A 17,629-nucleotide genomic window follows, 5' to 3' on the forward strand; every position below is an offset into this window, starting at 1 on the left:
TCGGACTCGGGTTCGGACAGCGGGTCGGGTTCGGCCGGTGAGGACGAGCGGTCGGGTGGCCAGGACGGCGCTGCGGGCGGGAACGACGGTGAGCGGCCGGGCCCAGGCTCCGGGTCGGGTTCGGCCGGTGAGGACGAGCGGCCGGGTGGCCAGGACGGCGCGGCGGGCGGGAACGACGGTGAGCGGCCGGGCCCAGGCTCCGGGTCGGGTTCGGCCGGTGAGGACGAGCGGCCGGGTGGCCAGGACGGCGCGGCGGGCGGGAACGACGGTGAGCGGCCGGGCCCAGGCTCCGGGTCGGGTTCGGCCGGTGAGGACGAGCGGCCGGACGGCGAGCAGGACGCTCCGGGCACGGGCACGGGCACGGGCGAGCAGTCCGGTGGCGACCACAGTGCACCGGGCACGGATGCGGGCTCAGGTGCGGACCCGGACCCGGCAGGTGGGGCCGAGCCGCTCGGTAGCGATGGGAGCGCCCCGGACGAGAGGCCCTCCGGCGGTGAGCCGTCGGGTCGGGGCGACCCGTCGGCCGGCGACCCGGGCAGCCTGCCAGGGGCGGACCCGGACTCCGGGGCGCCCGCAGTCGGGGAGCCGGACCATCCCGGGTCACCGACCACGGACGGGACCGACGGAGCACCGGACGCCGGCCCGACCCCCGCCCCCGCGACCGAGGGGCCGGACGATTCGCCGGCGGGTGGCGTCCCGGAGGGCGGCTCGCTTCCTGACGATCAGCCTCTCCCCGTTCCGCCGGAGGAGGCCCCACCGGCCGACCCGGGCGGGTCGGGGCCACCGTCGTCCTCGACCACTGCCGAGCCCCGGCCGACACCAGCCCCGCCCGATGCTGCTCCCGGGTCCACAACTCCGGTGGCGACCTCGGGAGGGCCCGCGGCTCCCGAGCCCGGGGGAGTGCCGGCGGGCGCGCCCCCGGCTGGCTCGACCGAAGGTGCCACGACGGACGCCGCCCACGACGACCAGCCCACGACCCCCGCGACCGATGCGCGCGCCCGGCCCGAGCAGACTGCGGGGACCACGGCGGACCGCGTCGCGCCGGACGACCAGGCCAATGACAGCCGTTCGCAGCGCGTCCCGGCCAGCCGTCCCGACCCCGGCGTCCGGGAGGCCCGGCCGAGCGGGGAGGCGGACAACACCGACGTCAGCGCCGACCGTTCAGTGCCAGCACGACCGGCTGAGGACGTGCCACCCGTCGTCCGGGGGCAGGACACCTCGGCCCGGCCACCGCAGAGCGGGCCGGACCCGACCTCCTCGAACCCGACTCCACGCGGACCTTCCGCCCCGTCCGTCGACGCGTCGGTCCCGCTGGACATCGCCCCGGCGGCCGCTCCGACGTCCGCATCGACCGGCCCTGCCGTCCCGGACGCCACTGCGGTGTCGGATGGCCGGATCGCGGCTCTCGCAGCTGCGTCGACTCCCCGGGCCCTGCCGTTCGGACCGGTGGAGGACGCGAGAAGCGCGCGCTCCGCCCTCGTCGGTCCGCTCGCCCCGGTTCAACCGCACGCCTCGGTCCAGCCGCTCGTCCCTGCGAAGCCGCTGAGCCCCCTCACCCCGTCCCCGCCGCTGGGCGCACCGCTGCCCATGCCGGCGGCACCGTCGGGCTCCAGCGGGCTGTGCGGCGGTCCGGGCGTCATGGCGGGACACAGCTCCGGTCATGACCCGCACACCGCGGTGCTGGTGGACGTCCGCGTCCTGTCACTGAGCCGTACGTCCGTCCGGGAGGACTACGGCGGTGCGGGTTGGCCGGTCGGAGGCGCCGACCGGCCAGGAGCACGCCCCGGCTGACCCCAGACCGTGATCCAGCGCGCCGCGCACCGTGCAGTCCGCAGCACTGCGGCGGTGATGGCGCCCACTGTCTGCTGGCCGCTGCGCCCACACCGATCCGAGCCATGTCCCGCACCGCCCCCTCTTCCGAGGACGTTCCAATGACGCACATCGACAGCCCTGAACACCCGCTGCTCGTGCCCGCTCCACGCACCGCAGCCCAGCTACGGCGCATCCATCCCGCCCCGGGGGCCGTGCCAACTCAGCAGGCCGAGGCCCCGACGACCATCGCCGATCCGCTCCCGGCGGCTCGGTCGGCCGTCGACCTCGAGGTGGCCATCCCCGTCTTCAACGAGGCGCGCCGGCTGCCGAGGACCCTCGAGCGGACCGTCGCGTTCCTGGAGAGTCAGCCGTGGTCCTCGCGAGTCGTCGTGGTCGACAACGGCAGCTCCGACGACACCGCCGACATCGCCCGCGTCCTGTCCGGCAGGGCCGACGCCCGCGTGCCGGTCACGCTCGTCGGCTGCGCCCGCCCGGGGAAGGGGGCGGCCGTCCGGCGCGCTCTGCTGAGCAGCCGGTCGCGGTTCGTGGGGTTCTTCGACGCCGACCTCGCCACGCCCGTGGAGACCCTGAACACGGCGATGACCTGCCTCCGGGACGGGGCGTCTGCCGTCATCGCCTCCCGGCACGCCCCCGGTGCGCGGTTCGCCCAGGCCCAGCCGGTCGGCCGGCGGCTCGGTGGAGCCGCGTTCCGGATGCTGGCCCGGACGCTGGTCAAGGACGTGCGCGACACCCAGTGCGGGTTCAAGTTCTTCGAGCGGACTGCGGTGACCCACGCGTTGGTCGGCTGCCGGACGACCGGTTTCGCGTTCGACGTCGAACTGCTGGGCTCCCTGCAGCGCGGCGGGCACCGGATCGTCGAGCTGCCAGTGACGTGGACCGACGCGAGGGGGTCGTCGTTCCGGATCTGGCACGACGGCGTCGCCAGTTTCGGGGACGTGCTGAGCCTGTCCCGGCCCTCGCTCGGGCGGACGTCGTGAGCGCCTCCGTCGAGCGCCTCCGAGACGCCCGCATCCTGGTGGTGAATTGGCGGGACGTGTGCCATCCGCTGGCCGGCGGCGCCGAGCAGTACATGCACGAGATCGGCCGTCGCTGGGTGCGCGCGGGTGCCGCGGTCACCTGGCTCGCGGCCGCCGTCCCCGGCCGACCGACGCAAGAGAGGCTCGACGGCATGCGGGTGCTGCGCGCCGGGGGGCCGCTCTCGGTGTACGCGCGGACCGCCGTTCGGCTGCTGCAGACCCGTGGTCACTTCGACGCGGTCGTCGACTGCCAGAACGGCATCCCCTTCTACGCCCCGCTGTTCGCCGGCGCGGAGATGCCGGTGGTCCAGGTGGTCCACCACGTCCACCAGGACCAGTTCGCCACCCGCTTCTCCGCACCGATGGCCGCCGTCGGCCGGCTGATGGAAGGGCCCCTGGCGTGCCGGGTCTACGCGGATCGCCCGATCGCCGCGGTCTCGCCGTCCACCCGCTCGGAACTGCGCCGCAGGCTCGGTTTCACCGGGCCGGTGTACGTGGTGCCGAACGGGACGGTCCTGCCCGCGCGCGTCGACGGCCGACGCACGACGGCGCCGACTGTCGTCCTGGTCAGCCGGCTCGTGCCGCACAAGCGGATCGACCTGCTGCTCGGCCACCTGGCCACGATCGCCACCCGCATCCCGGGGCTGCGCGTGGAGGTCGCCGGTGACGGGCCCGACCGTTCCCGTCTCCAGGGTCTGGCCGCCGACCTGGGCCTGCAGTCGACCGTCCGGTTCCACGGCCGCGTGCCGGACGAGGTCCGGGACCTCCTCCTCGAGCATGCCTGGCTCACGGTCTCCACCTCGGCCGCCGAGGGGTGGGGCTGCTCGGTCATCGAGGCCGCTGCCTGGGGCGTGCCCTGTCTCGCGCTCGAGGCGCCGGGGATCCGGGATTCGGTGCTCGACCAGGAGACCGGCTGGCTCGTGGAACAGCCGGCCGACCTCGGGTCCGCGCTGGTCGCCGCGATCGGCCAGCTCGCCGACTCCGAGCGGGCTCGGGTGATGGCGAGGGCCTGCCGTGACTGGGCGGCGTGCTTCTCCTGGGACCGCAGCGCCGACCTCCTCGCCGGCGTCGTCCTCCAGGAGATGGGGCGGGTCGCCGCTCGCCGGCGCAGCCGGGAGCTCAACCGCCGATCCGCACGTTCCGACATGGCCGTCGTGGCGCGCGTCCGCGACGTCGACGCGGACGTGGTCCCCACGGCGCTGCGGGTCACCGACGAGGTGGTCGGCGACGGCGACCTGACGTCGGTCGTCCTGACCGGCTGCGACGAGTTCGACGCGCCCGCCGTGCTGGACCGCATCGGGGCCCGCGTCCTGTCGCTGCGGCTCGTCGACCGCCGGCAGTTGCTCGCCGGCCCGACCGTGTCCCGGCCCCCCCTTGCCGACGCCACTGATGTCGGCACCAGGGGGAGCACGTGACGCTCACGGGAAACCTGCGCACGCGCCTCACAGGGACCCCCGCCTCTGAGGGCGGGCTCGCTGGTCTGCGCGTGGGTGCACGGCGGGTCGGCTCCGCCTCTCCCATCGTCCTCGCCGCCGGCGTGGCCGGCATCGCGCTGGGGGTCCGCTCACTCGGGCTGATACACGGCTTCGAGCTGTGGGTCGACGAGATGCTCTACGCCGACCTCGGTGCATCGGCGGGGCGGAGTGAGATGCCCCGGCTCGCCGACGGCCCCTTCTTCCTCCATCCGCCCGGCTTCTTCCTCATCGAGGGTGCCGTCATCGAGGTCCTGGGGCTGGAGACCGGCGACAGCATGGCGCTCGTCTACGACCTCCGATGGCTCACCGCCATCCTCGGCGCGCTGACGGTCGCTCTCGCCTTCCTGTTGATTCGTCGGATCGCCGGGACGGCACCGGCGGTCTGGGCTGCGGCGGTCCTGGCCGTCGAGCCGTTCGTGCTGCGCAACAACAGCCGTGTGTTCCTCGAGACCTCGGCCTGCTTGTTCGTCATCGCGGGCCTGCTGGTCCTGATCGACCACCTCAGCAGGCCTGAGCCCGGTCGGTGGGTCCGCCGCCTGCTCGGGGCCGGCGTCCTCGCCGGCTACGGCGTCATGACCAAGGACGTGCTCGTCGTGTTCGCCGTGCTGCCGGTGCTGCTCGCGGTGGTCTGGAGACACACTCTGCGCGTCCGGGAGGCCGCCGTCTTCCTGCTCGGCTCCGCGCTGCCGTACACCGTCTACCTTTCGGTGCTGTGGCCGACCGGTTATCTGGGGAATTGGATCGAGGCCAAGCAAGGGGGGTTCGCCCGGCTCTCCGGTGAACCCCAGATCACTGGCTTCAACGCCCCCAACGCGCCCAGCCTGGTCGGTCGGCTCATCGAGGAGGCCCAGCAGTACGCGACCAGCTACGTGCTGCTGGCGGTCTGTCCCGTGGTCGGTCTGCTCGTCGCGTTCAGCCGTCATCCCGGGCGCCGGCTGGTCGGCCTCGCCGCCATCGTCATGGGGATGCTGGGGCTGTTTCTGGCGGCCTTCGGCACCTTCGAGGAGCAGTTCGGCTACCCGATCATGCTGGCGTCGATCATGGCCGTCGCCGTCGCCGCGATCGAGCTGGTCGGCCGATGGTCGGTGTTGCGTCGGCCGGCCACCGCGCTGATGTCGGTGTTCCTCGCCGCGGCCGTCGTCATGGGCCTGCGGCTGGAACTGAGTGACGACAACGGCTTCCTGCAGTACGACACGTGGGCCGCCGAGAGACTCCCGGCCGGAGCCCGCGTCGGCGTAACCAACGACACGTCGGCTCGCGCGTTCGGCCTCGACCCGCGGTACGGCGCCTGGTCCACGGCCCCGCTGTTGCACGAGCACGGGGCCCAGTACGTGCTGACGATGAGCCAGCCGATCGAGCAGGGCTACGCCATGGCCCGACCCGACCTCCTCGCCTGGCTCGAGCGTCACGCCGCCGTGCAGTTCCGCGACAGGGGAGAGACCAATGGAGAGACCGTCCTGTGGTTCATCGACCGGGAGACGCTGGAGGAGGGCGCCGCGGACGGTGTGGGCGGCCCTCCGCCGGAGGAGCTCGACGCCGGCACCGGCGGCGAGCACACGTCGGGGGGCGACGATGATGGGCCCTGAGACGGTCGTCGAGGCCGCGCGACCCGCCCGACGTGGGATCCCGCGGCGAGCGCTGGCCGCCGGACTCACGCTCCTGGCCGCTACCACACTGCTCGTCACCGCCACCCGATCAGGGAGCGCCACAGACGACGGACCCGGGCTCAACTTCGGCGTCCTCGGGTCCACGTGCGACCCGGACCGAGTCACGGCGCTGCAAGCGTCCGGCGTCCGGTATGCCGAGGTCGGTCTGGACTGGGCTGCGTTCGAGCCCGCTCCCGGCCAGTTCGACCCCGGCTACCAGCGTCAGGTGCGCCGGACCCTCGACTCCTGCGCCCGAGCCGGCCTGAGCGTTGTGCTGACCCTCGGCCTGCACGTGGCTCCTCCGTGGGTCGGGGAGGTCGCCGCCGCGGGAACGTACCGGGACCAGGCTGGAGGAACCGGGCCGGCGGACGTCCCCAACGTGGTGTTCAGCGCCGCGGTCCGGGACGCCGTCGCCAAGTACCTCACAGAACTCGACCGCGTCGTGCGGCTGAACTCGGTCGCGGCGATCCGCGTCGGCACCGGGTACAACGGCGAGCTCGGCTACCCGACGGGCGGTACGCAATCGGCCGCGGACTATCCGTTCTGGGCGTTCGACGAGGCCGCCCAGACCGGCGCCGGGCTTGCCCAGGGCGCCTCAGTCAGCCCCATGCCGGGCTGGACGCCTGGCTCGCCGGAGTGGAACGGCCGGGCAGTCCAGAGCGAGGACGTCGACGCGTGGTTCGGCTGGTACACGCGGTCGGTGGCCGACGCGGTGGTCTGGATCGTGCAGACGCTGCGGGACCAGGGCTTCGAGCGGGACATCCACCTGCCGCTGGCCGGCCGCGGCACCCTGCCCCAAGACCGCCGCATCGCCGTGGCCGCCCGGCTCGACGGCGCCGGTGCCGCCGCACAGGACGGCAGCCTCCAGAGCGGTCGGTACTACCCCGAGCAGCTGCCGCACATCGCCCAGCAGCTGACGCAGGTCGAGCACCCCCGCTGGGGTGCGGTCTTCGCCGACACCACCAGCATCGACGACGCCACGGCCGTGAGCGCCCGCCAGCAGAGCCCGCCCCAGGACCGCTGCCGCCCCGGGGACAGCGAGCGCGACCTGCTGAGCGACCCCGAGGTGACGGAGTGGTCGTCGTTCCGCTGGACGATCGCGAATGCCCGGCAGGCGGGCCTGGACGTCATCGGGGAGAACCCCGGAGGACCGGACACCCCCCGGACCGGCGGCAACTCGATGACCGACAGCTCCGACGAGCAACTGGTCCGCGCCCCCGAGTACGCCCGGGACTGCGGCTTGGCGCTGTTCATGTGGGCGTTCGAGGACAACCTGTGCGGCGAGCCCGACGCGCTGGGTGCGTACGCCCGGCGGATCCGCGCGATGAAGGACGACCCGAGCGGTGTCTCGGACGAGGAGAGCTGCACATGACCGGCCGGACCGCACGCCCCCGCCCGCTGCGCGTGCTGCACCTGGGGTTCGAGGACCCCCTCATGCCCGGGGCCGGCGGCGGCTCGGTACGCACGCGCGAAATCAACCGGCGGCTGGCCGGCCTCGGGCTGGACGTGACGGTCCTGACCACCCGCTTCCCCGGCTGTGCGGACGGCGTGCGGGAGGGGGTGCGCTACGAGCACGTCGGGATGGGCCGGGGCGCCAACCGGCTCACCCGCCTGCTCGGCTACGTCGCCCTGCTCCCCCGTGCCGTGTGGGCCCACCCCGACGCCGACCTCGTCGTCGAGGATTCCCTGCCGCCGTTCTCCAGCATGGCGGTCCCCCTCTGGACACGCCGTCCGGTGGTTGGCATGGTCCAGTGGTTGCACGCCCGGGAGAAGGCGCGCCAATACCGGCTGCCGTTCCACCTCGTCGAGCGGGCGGCGGTGCGCACCCATCGCCGGCTCATCACCGTCTCGGAGGGCATAGCCGAGCGGGTGTCGGCCATGAACCCCGCCGCCGAGGTCGAGGTGATCGGCAACGGGGTCGACCAGACGCTGTTCGCCGAACCGGCTCAGCTCGGCCGCGACGTCCTGTGCCTCGGCAGGCTCGAGCTCGAGGGCAAGGGTCTGGGGCTGTTGCTGCAGGCGTGGGCAGCGATCGAGTCGCGGATCGACGGGGACCTCGTGATCGCCGGTGGGGGACCCGACGAGGACCGTGTACTGCATCTTGCCCGGCGCCTGGGCATCGCGCACCGGGTCCGGTTCGCCGGCTGGGTGGCCGGGCCGGACAAGGCCGCTCTGCTCGCCGCCAGCCGAGTGGTGGTGGTGCCGTCGCGGGCCGAGACCTTCGGCATCGTGGCCGTCGAGGCCCTCGCGGCGGCCACGCCCGTCGTGGCCTTCGACATTCCGTGTCTCCGCGAGGTCGTGCCGCACACGTGCGGTCGCCTCGCGCCGCCCTTCGACGTCGACGCGCTCGCTGCCGAGGTGGCGAACCTCTACAGCGACCCCGCCCGCCTGCTCGCTTTCGGTGCCGCGGGCCGCGCCTTCGCTGCCCGGTTCAACTGGGACGACCTCGCCCGCCGGCAGGCGGACGTTTACCACTCGGCTGCGCACCGACCGCGGCCCGAACTCCCATCGGCTCCACAGCCCGTCCCCCTGGAGGCACGTACGTGACCAGAACCCTCAGTTTCCCGAAGCGGTCGGCCGTCGACCTCCGGGACGTGCGGGTCGTCTCTCCCGCCCCCCGCGCCGCGTGGCGCGAGGTGTTGGACGCCGACCCCTTCGCCCTGCCCACGCAGACCCCTGAGTGGACCGACTGGGTTTGCCGCGCACGTGGTCACACCGATGGCAGCCGGCTGTACGAGTTCCCGGACGGGCGCCGCCTCGTCCTGCCCATGGTCGCCCGTTCGTGGGCCGGCGTCCGGGTCACCGAGGATTCGATGCCGCACGGGCTGGGCTGGGGCGGGGCGCTGGCGGCGGGTGGCGCGCCGTCGGCCGCGGAGGCCGGCGCCGTCCTCGCCGACCTGAGCCGGCACTCCGCAGTCCGGGTCACGCTGAGGACCAACCCCCTGGTGGCCACGACTTGGTCGACTGTTGTTCCCCCCGGGACGGTCCGGGTTCCGCTCGTGTGCCACGTCCTCGATCTCGAGGGCGGCTTCGACCGCGTGTGGTCCGACCGGTTCGGCCACGACGTGCGGAAGAACGTCCGTCGCGCGTGGAAACATGGCATCGAGGTACGCACGGGGGCCGACGAGGAGACCGCGGCGGTCTTCGCCGAGTTGAACCGCCGAACGGTGGACCGCTGGGCGCGGCAGCGCAACCAGCCGCTGTGGCTTGCACACCTGGTCGAGCGTCGGCGCAACCGCGTGGGGAACTTCGCCGCCGCCGTCAGCACGCTGGGGCCGATGCTGCACGCGTGGACGGCCTACCTGGACGGCGAGCCGGTGGCCGTGAGCGTGACCCTGCAGGTCGGCGACCAGGTCCAACCCTGGATGTCGGCCATGGACAAGGACCTGGCTCAGCGCACCAAGGCCGGCGCACTGCTGAAGTCGCTGACCATCGAGGAGGCGTGCCGCAACGGCGCCCGCTGGTTCCACTTCGGCGACTCGGACCCCGGGTCCGGGGTGGCGATGTTCAAGGAGCGGTTCGGCGGCGTCCCGGTCCCCTACGAGGTGCTCCACTTCGAGCGTCTCCCGGTGACCGCTGTCGACCGCGGTCTGCACTCGGCGGCCGGCCGGGTGATGGCCCTGCGCGGCAGGCGCCCGCGCGAGGACCACTTGTGAGCTCCAGTTGGGCCCCGGCCGGTGCGGTCGCCGCCGGCGGCGTCTCGCCGGCGGCGCGCGAGGACGACGCCCTCGTCACTCGGCAGGGCCCCGTGGTGTCGGCGGCCATGGGGACGGTGGCGGTCCTCAGCTACGGCGGCGCGCTGCTGCTCGCGCACCTCCTGGACGCACGGTCGTTCAGCGACTACGCGGCCGCAGCGTCGCTGCTCGGAACCGTCGGTGTCTTCGCCTCCGCGCTGATCCCCCTTCCCCTCATGCACGTGATCAGCGGGTATCCGCGTCGCTCGGAGGAGCGGTACCGCGGCATGGCCTTCGCCTGGTCGATCGCTGCCGGAGCCGGCGTGCTCGCGGCTCTGGTGACGGGTCTGGTGACGGCGACGTTCGCACCTCCGGTCATCGTCGCCGCGGTCGCGGGGTCGGCGCTGGTGCTCTTCGCGTGCGCCCCGGTGTGGGCCTGGCTGCACGGCGAACTGCGCTTCGTCCGCGTCGCGGCCATGACCTTCACCGAGGTGACCACGCGCGTCCTCTTCAGTGCCGGCGCCGTGCTCCTGGGCTGGGGAGCGGGCGGTGCGTTGATCGGCTTTGCGGTCGGGGTCGCCGTCGTGCTGCTGATGGCGCCGAGCGCGATGCGAGGCGACCTGGCCTGGCGGCCGCAGGTCCTCCGGGAGCGCCGACGGTGGACCGAGACGGGCGACGTCGCGCTCACCCAGCTGATCTCCTCGTCGCTGATCGGTGCCGACGTCGTGCTCATCGCCGTGCTCGGGGTCCCGGCGATCGAGAGCGCCGGCTACCAGGCGCTGTCGACGCTCTCCAAGGCGCCCGTGTTCGTCGCCGCCGGTGCGGTCGCCGTCGCCTTCCCCCTGCTGCGCGGCCCCGCCCCCGACGTCCCCGGGATCCTCACCGCGACGCTGCGCTCGTTCAGCCTGCTCGCGTTCTCGTCCGCTGCCGTGGTGGCCACGGTGCCGCGCGAGGTGATGCTCCTCGTGTTCCCGGAACGCTACGCCGACTCGCTCCGGCTCATGCCGGTCCTCGCCACGGCCGGCGTCGGCTTCGCCGCCGTCACCATGTTCACCACCGTACTGCTCGCCCTGCACGCGTACCGACGAGCTCAGGGGGCCCTGCTGGCCGCCGCGGGGCTGCTCACGGCGGGCACTGTGTTCGGGTGGCGCATCGCGGAGGTGCCGGGTCTGGCCGTCGGTGTCGCCCTCGGAGCGCTCACGGCGGCCGGTGTGCTCTGGAGCACCGCCGGCTCCCTCCTCCCCCCGGGCACGCTCCGCCGGGCGTTGCTCGGCCTCGCGGCCGCGGGGGCCCTGACGGCGGTGCTGGCCGCGGCCCGGACGCTGCCGGCTGTGTGGTGTGTCTGCGTGGCCATCGTCGCAGTGGTCCTGCTCCGCGAGCTCCGCTCGCGCGGACCCGCCCCGACGCAGGAGGCCTGATGAGCGATCGACTCCGCAGCCTGGTGGAGGAGGCCGAGGCGGACGGCCGCGGGCTCCTTTTCCTCTCTCCCCACCTCGACGACGCGGTCCTCTCGTGCGGAGCGCTGCTCGGCACGTTGGGCGGACGTCTGCCGATCACCGTGGCGACAGTCTTCTCCGCCGCCGCACCGCCGCCACACACCCGCGCCGCGTCCAGCTTCCTGCGCCAGTGCGCTGCGACGGATGCTCTGGATCTGTACGAGCAACGGCGCCAGGAGGACGTCGAGGTCCTCGACGACCTGGGCGTCGACCACGTCCACCTGGGGATCACCGACGCTCTGTTCCGCCGACGACAGGCCGGGCCGGCCCTGAGTCGCATCGGCCGGGTCGTTCCCGAGGTCGTGCACCGGTACCCGACCTACCGGTGGGACATCGCGCGGGGGCGTGTCTCCCGCGGCGACCGGCTGCTCCTGGACCTGCTGCACGAGGAGGTGCGGGAGCTTGCCGAGCGGATCGGTGCCGAGACCGTCTTCAGCCCCCTCGGGGTCGGACGGCACGTCGACCACCTGCTCACCCGGAGCCTGGGTGAGCGACAGCCCACCCGCGTCCACTACTCCGACTTCCCCTACGACCAGTGGCACCAGCCCGACTCGGCGTACCTCTCGGCCCACCGGCTGACGCGCGTCACGTGGGAGGACGGCGTCCACCGCCGGCCGGAGCTGGTCCGCGGCTATCGCACCCAGGCGCAGGCCCTCTTCCCGACCGGCGCCATCCCGTCGACGCCGGAGACCTACTACCTGCCGCGGTGACCGGCATGGGAGGACGCCCCGGCCCTGACGAGCCCACCCGGACCGGCCGGTCCCCGCGGCCGGCAGAGCGGCTGCTCCCCGTCGCCCTCCTGCTCGCCGTGCTGGTGCTGGACGGCGTGATCGCCGTCCGGCACTGGCCCCTGCCGCTGCTCGGGGGGCTGGACGAGCTCGCGCACCTCGCGACCGCCGGGTTGCTGCTCACGGCCCTGCTCCCGGAGCGGAGGGGACGCCTGCGCCCCTGGGCGCTGGTAGGCGCGGTGGCCATCGACATCGACCATGTGCCGATGTACTGCTGGGACGTCGGCAGCGCGTCGTCCGGTCGACCGGGCACGCACTCGCTCGCCGTGGTGCTGGTACTTCTGGCCGCGGGCACGCTCAGCCGGCGGCTCCGTGTCCCCCTGTGCGGCCTGGCGCTAGGTGTGCTGTGCCACCTGGTCCGCGACGTGGCCACGGGGCCGGGCGTGCCGCTGCTGTGGCCTCTGACGGGAACCAGCGTGTCCGTGCCGTACGTCGCCCATGTCGCCGTCCTGACCTCGGTCGCCATGGCGGCCGCCTTCTGGCGGGGACCGTCGACCTGCGCGCCGGACGGGGCCGGGTGAGCGCACGGAACAGCACGGGATCCTCGCGCGGCACACCCGTCGCGCGGATCCCGGTGGCCTCGCGGACCCTGGCGCCGGGACCCGGCCGGTCCCCCCGGCGCGGGTGCACGCGTGGCCTCCGAGGGTCGCACTCTGGGAGGAGCACGCCATGCCACCCCTGATCGTCCTGGACAGCGCGGCCACCTCCGCACCGCAGATGCGCGCCTCGGACGAGGATCGGACGGTCATCGTCGGGGCGACCGCAGGACGCGGTGGCCCTCGTTCTGCTCACGCCGTCGAGGGCAGCGATCGGATGGCGGACGCCTTCGCCGCCGTCCGCCTGATCGACCTCACCCCGCTGACCGAAGACCTGCCGTGGGCGCGACCCGAGCGCGCGGCACCGGGCTGGCGGTCGGTGGGGACGCTCGGCCGAGCAGGTGCGGGCGTCACTGATCACCGCCGCCGACCGGTTGCGGGTGACGCGGGTGGCCGTCGTGCTCCTGGTCGCCTCGCGCGCCTTCGTGCCCCTCGGCGTGCTGGGTGGGGCGGCGCTGTCCGACGGTGGGGGCGGGCGGGAGCGGCGACGCCGGCTGGGACCCGCACCGGGGAGAGCACTGGGACGATGGCCGGGGCGACTGACCTGCCGGCGCACCAGGAGACGGAACCGAGCGCGGCCTGCTCCGCCGCCATCACGGTCGGTCCGCCGGTGTACCGGGCGGGCTACGGTTCCGTCGTGTCCACCGAGTGGCTCGACGACCAGCAGCAGCGCACCTGGCGCGCCTGGCTCGCGGTCGCCGAGCTGCTGCCCCGCACCCTCGACGCGCAGCTGCAGCGCGACGCGGGGCTCTCCCACGCCGCGTACGTGGTGCTCGCGATGTTGTCGGAGGCCCCCGACCGGAGCCGGCGGATGAGCGACCTCGCCCGGGTGGCGAACCAGTCGCAGAGCCGGCTCTCGCACACCGTGGCCCGGCTGGAGGAGCGCGGCTGGGTGCACCGGGTGCGGGCCACCGAGGACCGGCGGGGCAACGTCGCGGTGCTGACCGACGCCGGCTGGGACGTCGTCCAGCGGGTGGCGCCCGGCCACGTCGCCGCGGTGCGGGAGGGCGTGTTCGCCGCCCTCACCCGCGAGCAGACGCTGGCGCTGGAGGAGGCGCTGACCGCCGTCCTCGAGCGGTTGGACCCCGACCACACGCTGCGCGCGGTCGACTAATCCCGGGGAAGGTGCCGGCCCGCCGCCGCGTTGCCCGGTCCGATGTCCGAGATCGCCGCACCGCTGCCCCTGTCCGTCCTCGAGCTGGCCACCGTCGGCACGCGCCAGAGCACGGCGGAGGCGCTGGCGCACACCGTCGCGGTCGCGCAGTCCGCCGACCGGCTGCGCTACCGCCGCATCTGGGTCGCCGAGCACCACAACATGCCGGCCGTGGCGAGCACCAGCCCGCCCGTGCTGATCGCCCACCTGGCCGCGGTCACCGAGCGGATCAGCGTCGGCTCCGGGGGCGTCATGCTGCCCAACCACGCGCCGCTGGTCGTCGCCGAGCAGTTCGCGCTGCTGGAGGCGCTGCACCCGGGCCGCATCGACCTCGGCATCGGCCGGGCCCCGGGCACCGACCAGCACACCGCCCTCGCACTGCGCCGCGACCCGAAGCTGCTCTCCGCCGAGCAGTTCCCGCAGGACCTGCTGGACCTGCTCGGCCTCCTCGGTGACGAGCGGGTCGAGGGTGGCCTCAGCGAGCGGTTCGCCGCCACCCCGGCGCCGGTGAGCGCGCCGTCGATGGTCCTGCTCGGCTCCAGCGGCTACTCCGCCCAGCTGGCCGGGCAGCTCGGCCTCCCGTTCACCTTCGCCCACCACTTCGGCAGCCCGAACACCGTCGCCGCCGTCGAGCTCTACCGGGAGTCCTTCGCGCCCTCGCCGGTCCTCCAGCGCCCTTACACGATCGTCACGGCCAACGCCCTGGCCGCCGAGACGGAGGACGACGCGCGCCGGCTCGCGCTGCCCGGGCAGCTCATGCGGCTGGCGATCCGCACCGACCGGCTGCGCCCGGTGCCCAGCCCGGAGGAGGCCCAGGTCGACCCGGAGCGGGCGGCCGCCGAGGCGATGCCGAGCAACGCGGTCATCGGCGACCCCGGCTCCGTCGTCGCCCGGCTGCGCCGGCTCGCGGCCGACACCGGAGCGGACGAGTTGATGGTCACCGCGTCCACGCACGGCGTCGCCGAGCGGCTGCGCAGCCTGGAGCTGATCGCCGCCGCCTGGGGCCTGCCGGCCGGCGAGCGTCCAGCGGCCTGAAGAAGGCCCCCGGACTCGCCGGCCCCCCTGCAGGGTCCCGCCACGAGCTCGCGAGCGGTGGGGGGCAGGGGGGCCTTTGGTCAGCGGCCCAGGTGCCGCCAGCGGCGGGCGCGGCTGCGCATCCGCTCCCGCTCGTCCCGACCCAGCAGACCGGCCAGCTCCTCGGCGAGCACCCGGCCCAGCCGGAGGCAGAACTCCACCGGCTCGTCGGCGGCGTCGGGCCGCTCGGGCACCACCCGGTCGACGATGCCGTCCCGCCACAGGTCGGTGGCCCGCACCCCCTGCGAGGCGGCCATCTCGTCGGCCCGGTCCACGGTGCGGTGCACGATCGCCGAGGCGCCCTCCGGGGGCAGCGGGCCGAGCCAGCCGTTCGCCGCGGCGAGCACCCGGTCGGCCGGTACCAGCGCCAGCGCCCCGCCGCCGGTGCCCTGCCCGAGCAGCACCGCGAGCGTAGGGGCCTCCAGCACCACGAGGTCGGCCAGGCAGCGCGCGATCTCCGCGGCCAACCCGCCCTGCTCGGCGGCCACCGACAGCGCGGCGCCCGGGGTGTCGATCAGCGTGACCAGCGGCAGCCGGAGCTCCGCGGCCAGTCGCATGCCGCGCCGGGCCTCGCGCAGCGCGGCCGGGCCGAGCGGCGCCGACAGCGACTGACCGCGGCGGTCCTGGCCCAGCACGACGCACGGCGCCCCGCCGAAGCGGGCCAGGGCCAGCAGCAGCCCGGGGTCCCGCTCGCCGGCGCCGGTGCCGGAGAGCGTCACGACGTCGGTCGCCGCGGTGCGCAGCAGCTGCCGCACCCCCGGCCGGTCGGGACGGCGGGAGGCGGTGACGACGTCCCAGGCGCTGCGGCCGTCCTCCGGGTCGTCCCGGTCCGTGCCGTCGCCCTCGACCGGACCCTCCACGTGCCGCCCGCGGTGCCAGGTCTCCCGGGCGGCGAGCACGCTCAGCACCCGGTCGGCGACCTCGGCGAGCTCCTCGTGCGGGACGACGCCGTCGATGAGCCCGTGCTCGGCCAGGTTCTCCGCGGCCTGCACGCCCTCGGGGAACGGCTCGCCGTACAGCGCCTCGTAGACCCGCGGGCCGAGGAAGCCGACCGCGGCCCCCGGCTCGGCGATGGTCACGTGCCCGAGGGAGCCCCAGGACGCCAGCACCCCACCGAACGTGGGGTGGCGCAGGTAGACGAGGTAGGGCAGCCCCGCCTCCTTGTGCCGGGCGATCGACTGGGTGATGCCGATCATCTGCAGGAAGGCGACGGTGCCCTCCTGCATCCGCGTGCCGCCGGAGACGGGGGCGGCCAGCAGCGGCAGCCCCTCGGCGGTGGCCCGCTCGATCGCGCTCATCAGCCGCTCGGCGGTCGCGATGCCGATCGACCCGGCGAGGAAGCCGAACTCGCCGGCGAGGACGGCCACCCGCCGTCCGCGCAGCGTGCCCTCGCCGGTGGCGACGGCCTCGTCCTGCCCGCTCCTCTCCGCGGCCCGGGCCAGCTCGCGGCCGTAGTCGTCGTCGGCGTCCCGGCGCGGGACGGGGGTGTCCCAGGACTTCCACGACCCGGGGTCGAGGACGAGGTCGCGCAGCGCGCGGGCGTCCAGGCGACGGCTCACGTGGCGTGCCCGTCCTCCACGTCGTCGTCGCCGGCCGGCTGCGGCACGCCGCCGGACCCGGACAGCCAGGCCCGGATCGCGTCGCCGTCGGCCCCCAGCACCGGCGGTGCGGTGTGGTCGCGACGGGTCGTCTCGGTCTCCCCGTCCGGGCTGGGCGCGAAGAAGCGCAGCGGCGGGCCGGGGAGGGTCAGCGTCCCGGCGGTGGCGTGCTCGACCGAGATCTTCAGCCCCTGCGACTCGACCTGGTCCCAGGAGTACACCTCGTCGAGGGTGCGCACCTTGCCCGCGGGGACGCCGGCCTTCGACAGCCGGGCGAGCAGCTCCTCGGCCGGGATGTCGGCGAACGTCCGCTCCAGCAGCTCGATGACCTCACCGCGCCGGGCGACCCGCTCGCCGTTGGTGGCGAACCCGGGGGCGTCGGGGTCCAGCCCGAACTCGGTGCACAGCCGCCGCCACAGCCCCTCGCTGCCGCAGGACAGCTGCACGCTGCCGCCGCCGGCGCAGTGGAACAGGCCGTACGGGGAGATGGACGGGTGGTGGTTGCCCTGCCCGCGCGGCACCTTGCCGCCCACCGTGTGCGCCGTCCCCTGGTAGGCGTGCACGCCGACGACGGCGGACAGCAGCGACGTGCGCACCACCTGCCCGCGGCCGGTGCGCTCGCGCTCGAGCAGCGCGGCCAGCACGCCGTAGGCGCCGTACATGCCGGCCAGCAGGTCGCTGATCGGGACGCCGACCTTCTGCGGGTCGTCGGGACCGGAGCCGGTCATCGACATCAGCCCGGCCTCGCCCTGGGCGATCTGGTCGTAGCCGGCCCGCCCGCCCTCGGGCCCGTCGTGGCCGAAGCCGCTGATCGCCAGGGTGACCAGCCGGGGGTTGAGCTCGGCCAGCACGTCGGTGCCGAAGCCGAGCTTGGCCAGGGTGCCGGGCCGGAAGTTCTCCAGCAGCACGTCGGCGCGGCGCACCAGGTCGGTGAGCACCGCCTTGTCCGCCTCGTTCTTCAGGTCGAGGGCGATCGACTCCTTGTTCCGGTTCGCGGAGAAGAAGTAGGTCGACTCGCGCCCGCCGCCGGGGGTGTCGACGAAGGGCGGGCCCCAGCCGCGGCTGTCGTCCCCGCCACCTGGGGTCTCCACCTTGATCACCCGGGCGCCGAGGTCGCCGAGCATCATCCCGGCGTGCGGGCCGGCGAGGGCCCGGGTCAGGTCGACGACGAGGACGCCGTCCAGTGGTCCGCTCACGTTTCCTCTTTCCTCAGGTGGGTCGGGTGCAGCCACGCGGCAGTCTGCCAGTGACCTGCGGCACGCCCGGCGGGCCCGTGCCCG

13 protein-coding genes are annotated in these 17,629 nt (G+C 74.5%); 11 read left to right on the top strand and 2 right to left on the bottom strand.

Translation table 11 applies throughout. The features are described 5' to 3' along the window. Positions 1–1,931: 1,931 nt before the first annotated feature. The 11 genes from HL189_RS00400 (at position 1,932) to HL189_RS00450 (ending at position 14,712) form a co-directional block, all read left to right on the top strand. Positions 1,932–2,810: a glycosyltransferase gene (locus tag HL189_RS00400; RefSeq protein ID WP_369131715.1), complete on the top strand. Its 879-nt coding sequence runs from the start codon at positions 1,932–1,934 to the stop codon at positions 2,808–2,810. After that, positions 2,807–4,264 carry a glycosyltransferase family 4 protein gene (locus HL189_RS00405; protein WP_369131716.1) on the top strand — a complete coding sequence of 486 codons (1,458 nt, stop codon included), beginning with the start codon at positions 2,807–2,809 and terminating at the stop codon, positions 4,262–4,264. Before HL189_RS00400 ends, HL189_RS00405 begins: the two co-directional genes overlap by 4 nt. Before the next feature lie 71 nt (positions 4,265–4,335). Beyond that, the gene (locus HL189_RS00410; protein WP_369131717.1) at positions 4,336–5,910 is read left to right on the top strand and encodes an ArnT family glycosyltransferase; all 1,575 of its coding nucleotides are present in this window, start codon (positions 4,336–4,338) and stop codon (positions 5,908–5,910) included. Positions 5,911–6,196: 286 nt separating this feature from the next. Then, positions 6,197–7,342 (top strand): hypothetical protein, encoded by a 1,146-nt coding sequence (locus tag HL189_RS00415; protein ID WP_369131718.1) that lies wholly within the window; start codon positions 6,197–6,199, stop codon positions 7,340–7,342. Continuing rightward, positions 7,339–8,517, top strand: a complete 1,179-nt coding sequence (locus tag HL189_RS00420) for a glycosyltransferase family 4 protein (protein ID WP_369131719.1) — start codon at positions 7,339–7,341, stop codon at positions 8,515–8,517. The genes HL189_RS00415 and HL189_RS00420 overlap by 4 nt, the downstream gene beginning before the upstream one ends. Then, positions 8,514–9,626: a GNAT family N-acetyltransferase gene (locus tag HL189_RS00425; protein ID WP_369131720.1), complete on the top strand. Its 1,113-nt coding sequence runs from the start codon at positions 8,514–8,516 to the stop codon at positions 9,624–9,626. The genes HL189_RS00420 and HL189_RS00425 overlap by 4 nt, the downstream gene beginning before the upstream one ends. Then, entirely contained in the window at positions 9,623–11,062 is a 1,440-nt protein-coding gene (locus tag HL189_RS00430; RefSeq protein ID WP_369131721.1) for a lipopolysaccharide biosynthesis protein, read from the top strand. Before HL189_RS00425 ends, HL189_RS00430 begins: the two co-directional genes overlap by 4 nt. Further along, on the top strand, positions 11,062–11,850 hold the full coding sequence (locus HL189_RS00435) for a PIG-L family deacetylase (RefSeq protein ID WP_369131722.1): 789 nt from the start codon (positions 11,062–11,064) through the stop codon (positions 11,848–11,850). The genes HL189_RS00430 and HL189_RS00435 overlap by 1 nt, the downstream gene beginning before the upstream one ends. A gap of 5 nt (positions 11,851–11,855) precedes the next feature. Beyond that, positions 11,856–12,449: a metal-dependent hydrolase gene (locus HL189_RS00440; RefSeq protein ID WP_369131723.1), complete on the top strand. Its 594-nt coding sequence runs from the start codon at positions 11,856–11,858 to the stop codon at positions 12,447–12,449. 712 nt (positions 12,450–13,161) lie between these two features. Further along, positions 13,162–13,638, top strand: a complete 477-nt coding sequence (locus tag HL189_RS00445; protein WP_369131724.1) for a MarR family winged helix-turn-helix transcriptional regulator — start codon at positions 13,162–13,164, stop codon at positions 13,636–13,638. 42 nt (positions 13,639–13,680) lie between these two features. Next, complete coding sequence (locus tag HL189_RS00450) at positions 13,681–14,712, top strand: LLM class flavin-dependent oxidoreductase (RefSeq protein ID WP_369131725.1); 1,032 nt, start codon at positions 13,681–13,683, stop codon at positions 14,710–14,712. Positions 14,713–14,792: 80 nt separating this feature from the next. On the opposite strand, the gene HL189_RS00455 is transcribed toward HL189_RS00450, so the two are convergent. Both HL189_RS00455 and HL189_RS00460 read right to left on the bottom strand, forming a co-directional pair. Next, positions 14,793–16,310, bottom strand: coding sequence for a carboxyl transferase domain-containing protein (locus HL189_RS00455; RefSeq protein ID WP_369131726.1), 1,518 nt, complete (start codon positions 16,308–16,310; stop codon positions 14,793–14,795). Then, complete coding sequence (locus tag HL189_RS00460) at positions 16,307–17,545, bottom strand: CaiB/BaiF CoA transferase family protein (protein WP_369131727.1); 1,239 nt, start codon at positions 17,543–17,545, stop codon at positions 16,307–16,309. Before HL189_RS00460 ends, HL189_RS00455 begins: the two co-directional genes overlap by 4 nt. Between the last annotated feature and the right edge of the window lie 84 nt (positions 17,546–17,629).

Origin of the sequence: Modestobacter sp. I12A-02662 (assembly GCF_041028325.1) — a bacterium.
Taxonomy (GTDB): domain Bacteria; phylum Actinomycetota; class Actinomycetes; order Mycobacteriales; family Geodermatophilaceae; genus Modestobacter.

Excerpts from the sequence above, each read along its gene's own strand:
- HL189_RS00435 (WP_369131722.1), top strand. The coding sequence starts at position 11,062 with ATGAGCGATCGACTCCGCAGCCTGGTGGAGGAGGCCGAGGCGGACGGC.
- HL189_RS00400 (WP_369131715.1), top strand. The coding sequence starts at position 1,932 with ATGACGCACATCGACAGCCCTGAACACCCGCTGCTCGTGCCCGCTCCA.
- HL189_RS00440 (WP_369131723.1), top strand. The coding sequence starts at position 11,856 with ATGGGAGGACGCCCCGGCCCTGACGAGCCCACCCGGACCGGCCGGTCC.
- HL189_RS00420 (WP_369131719.1), top strand. The coding sequence starts at position 7,339 with ATGACCGGCCGGACCGCACGCCCCCGCCCGCTGCGCGTGCTGCACCTG.
- HL189_RS00450 (WP_369131725.1), top strand. The coding sequence starts at position 13,681 with ATGTCCGAGATCGCCGCACCGCTGCCCCTGTCCGTCCTCGAGCTGGCC.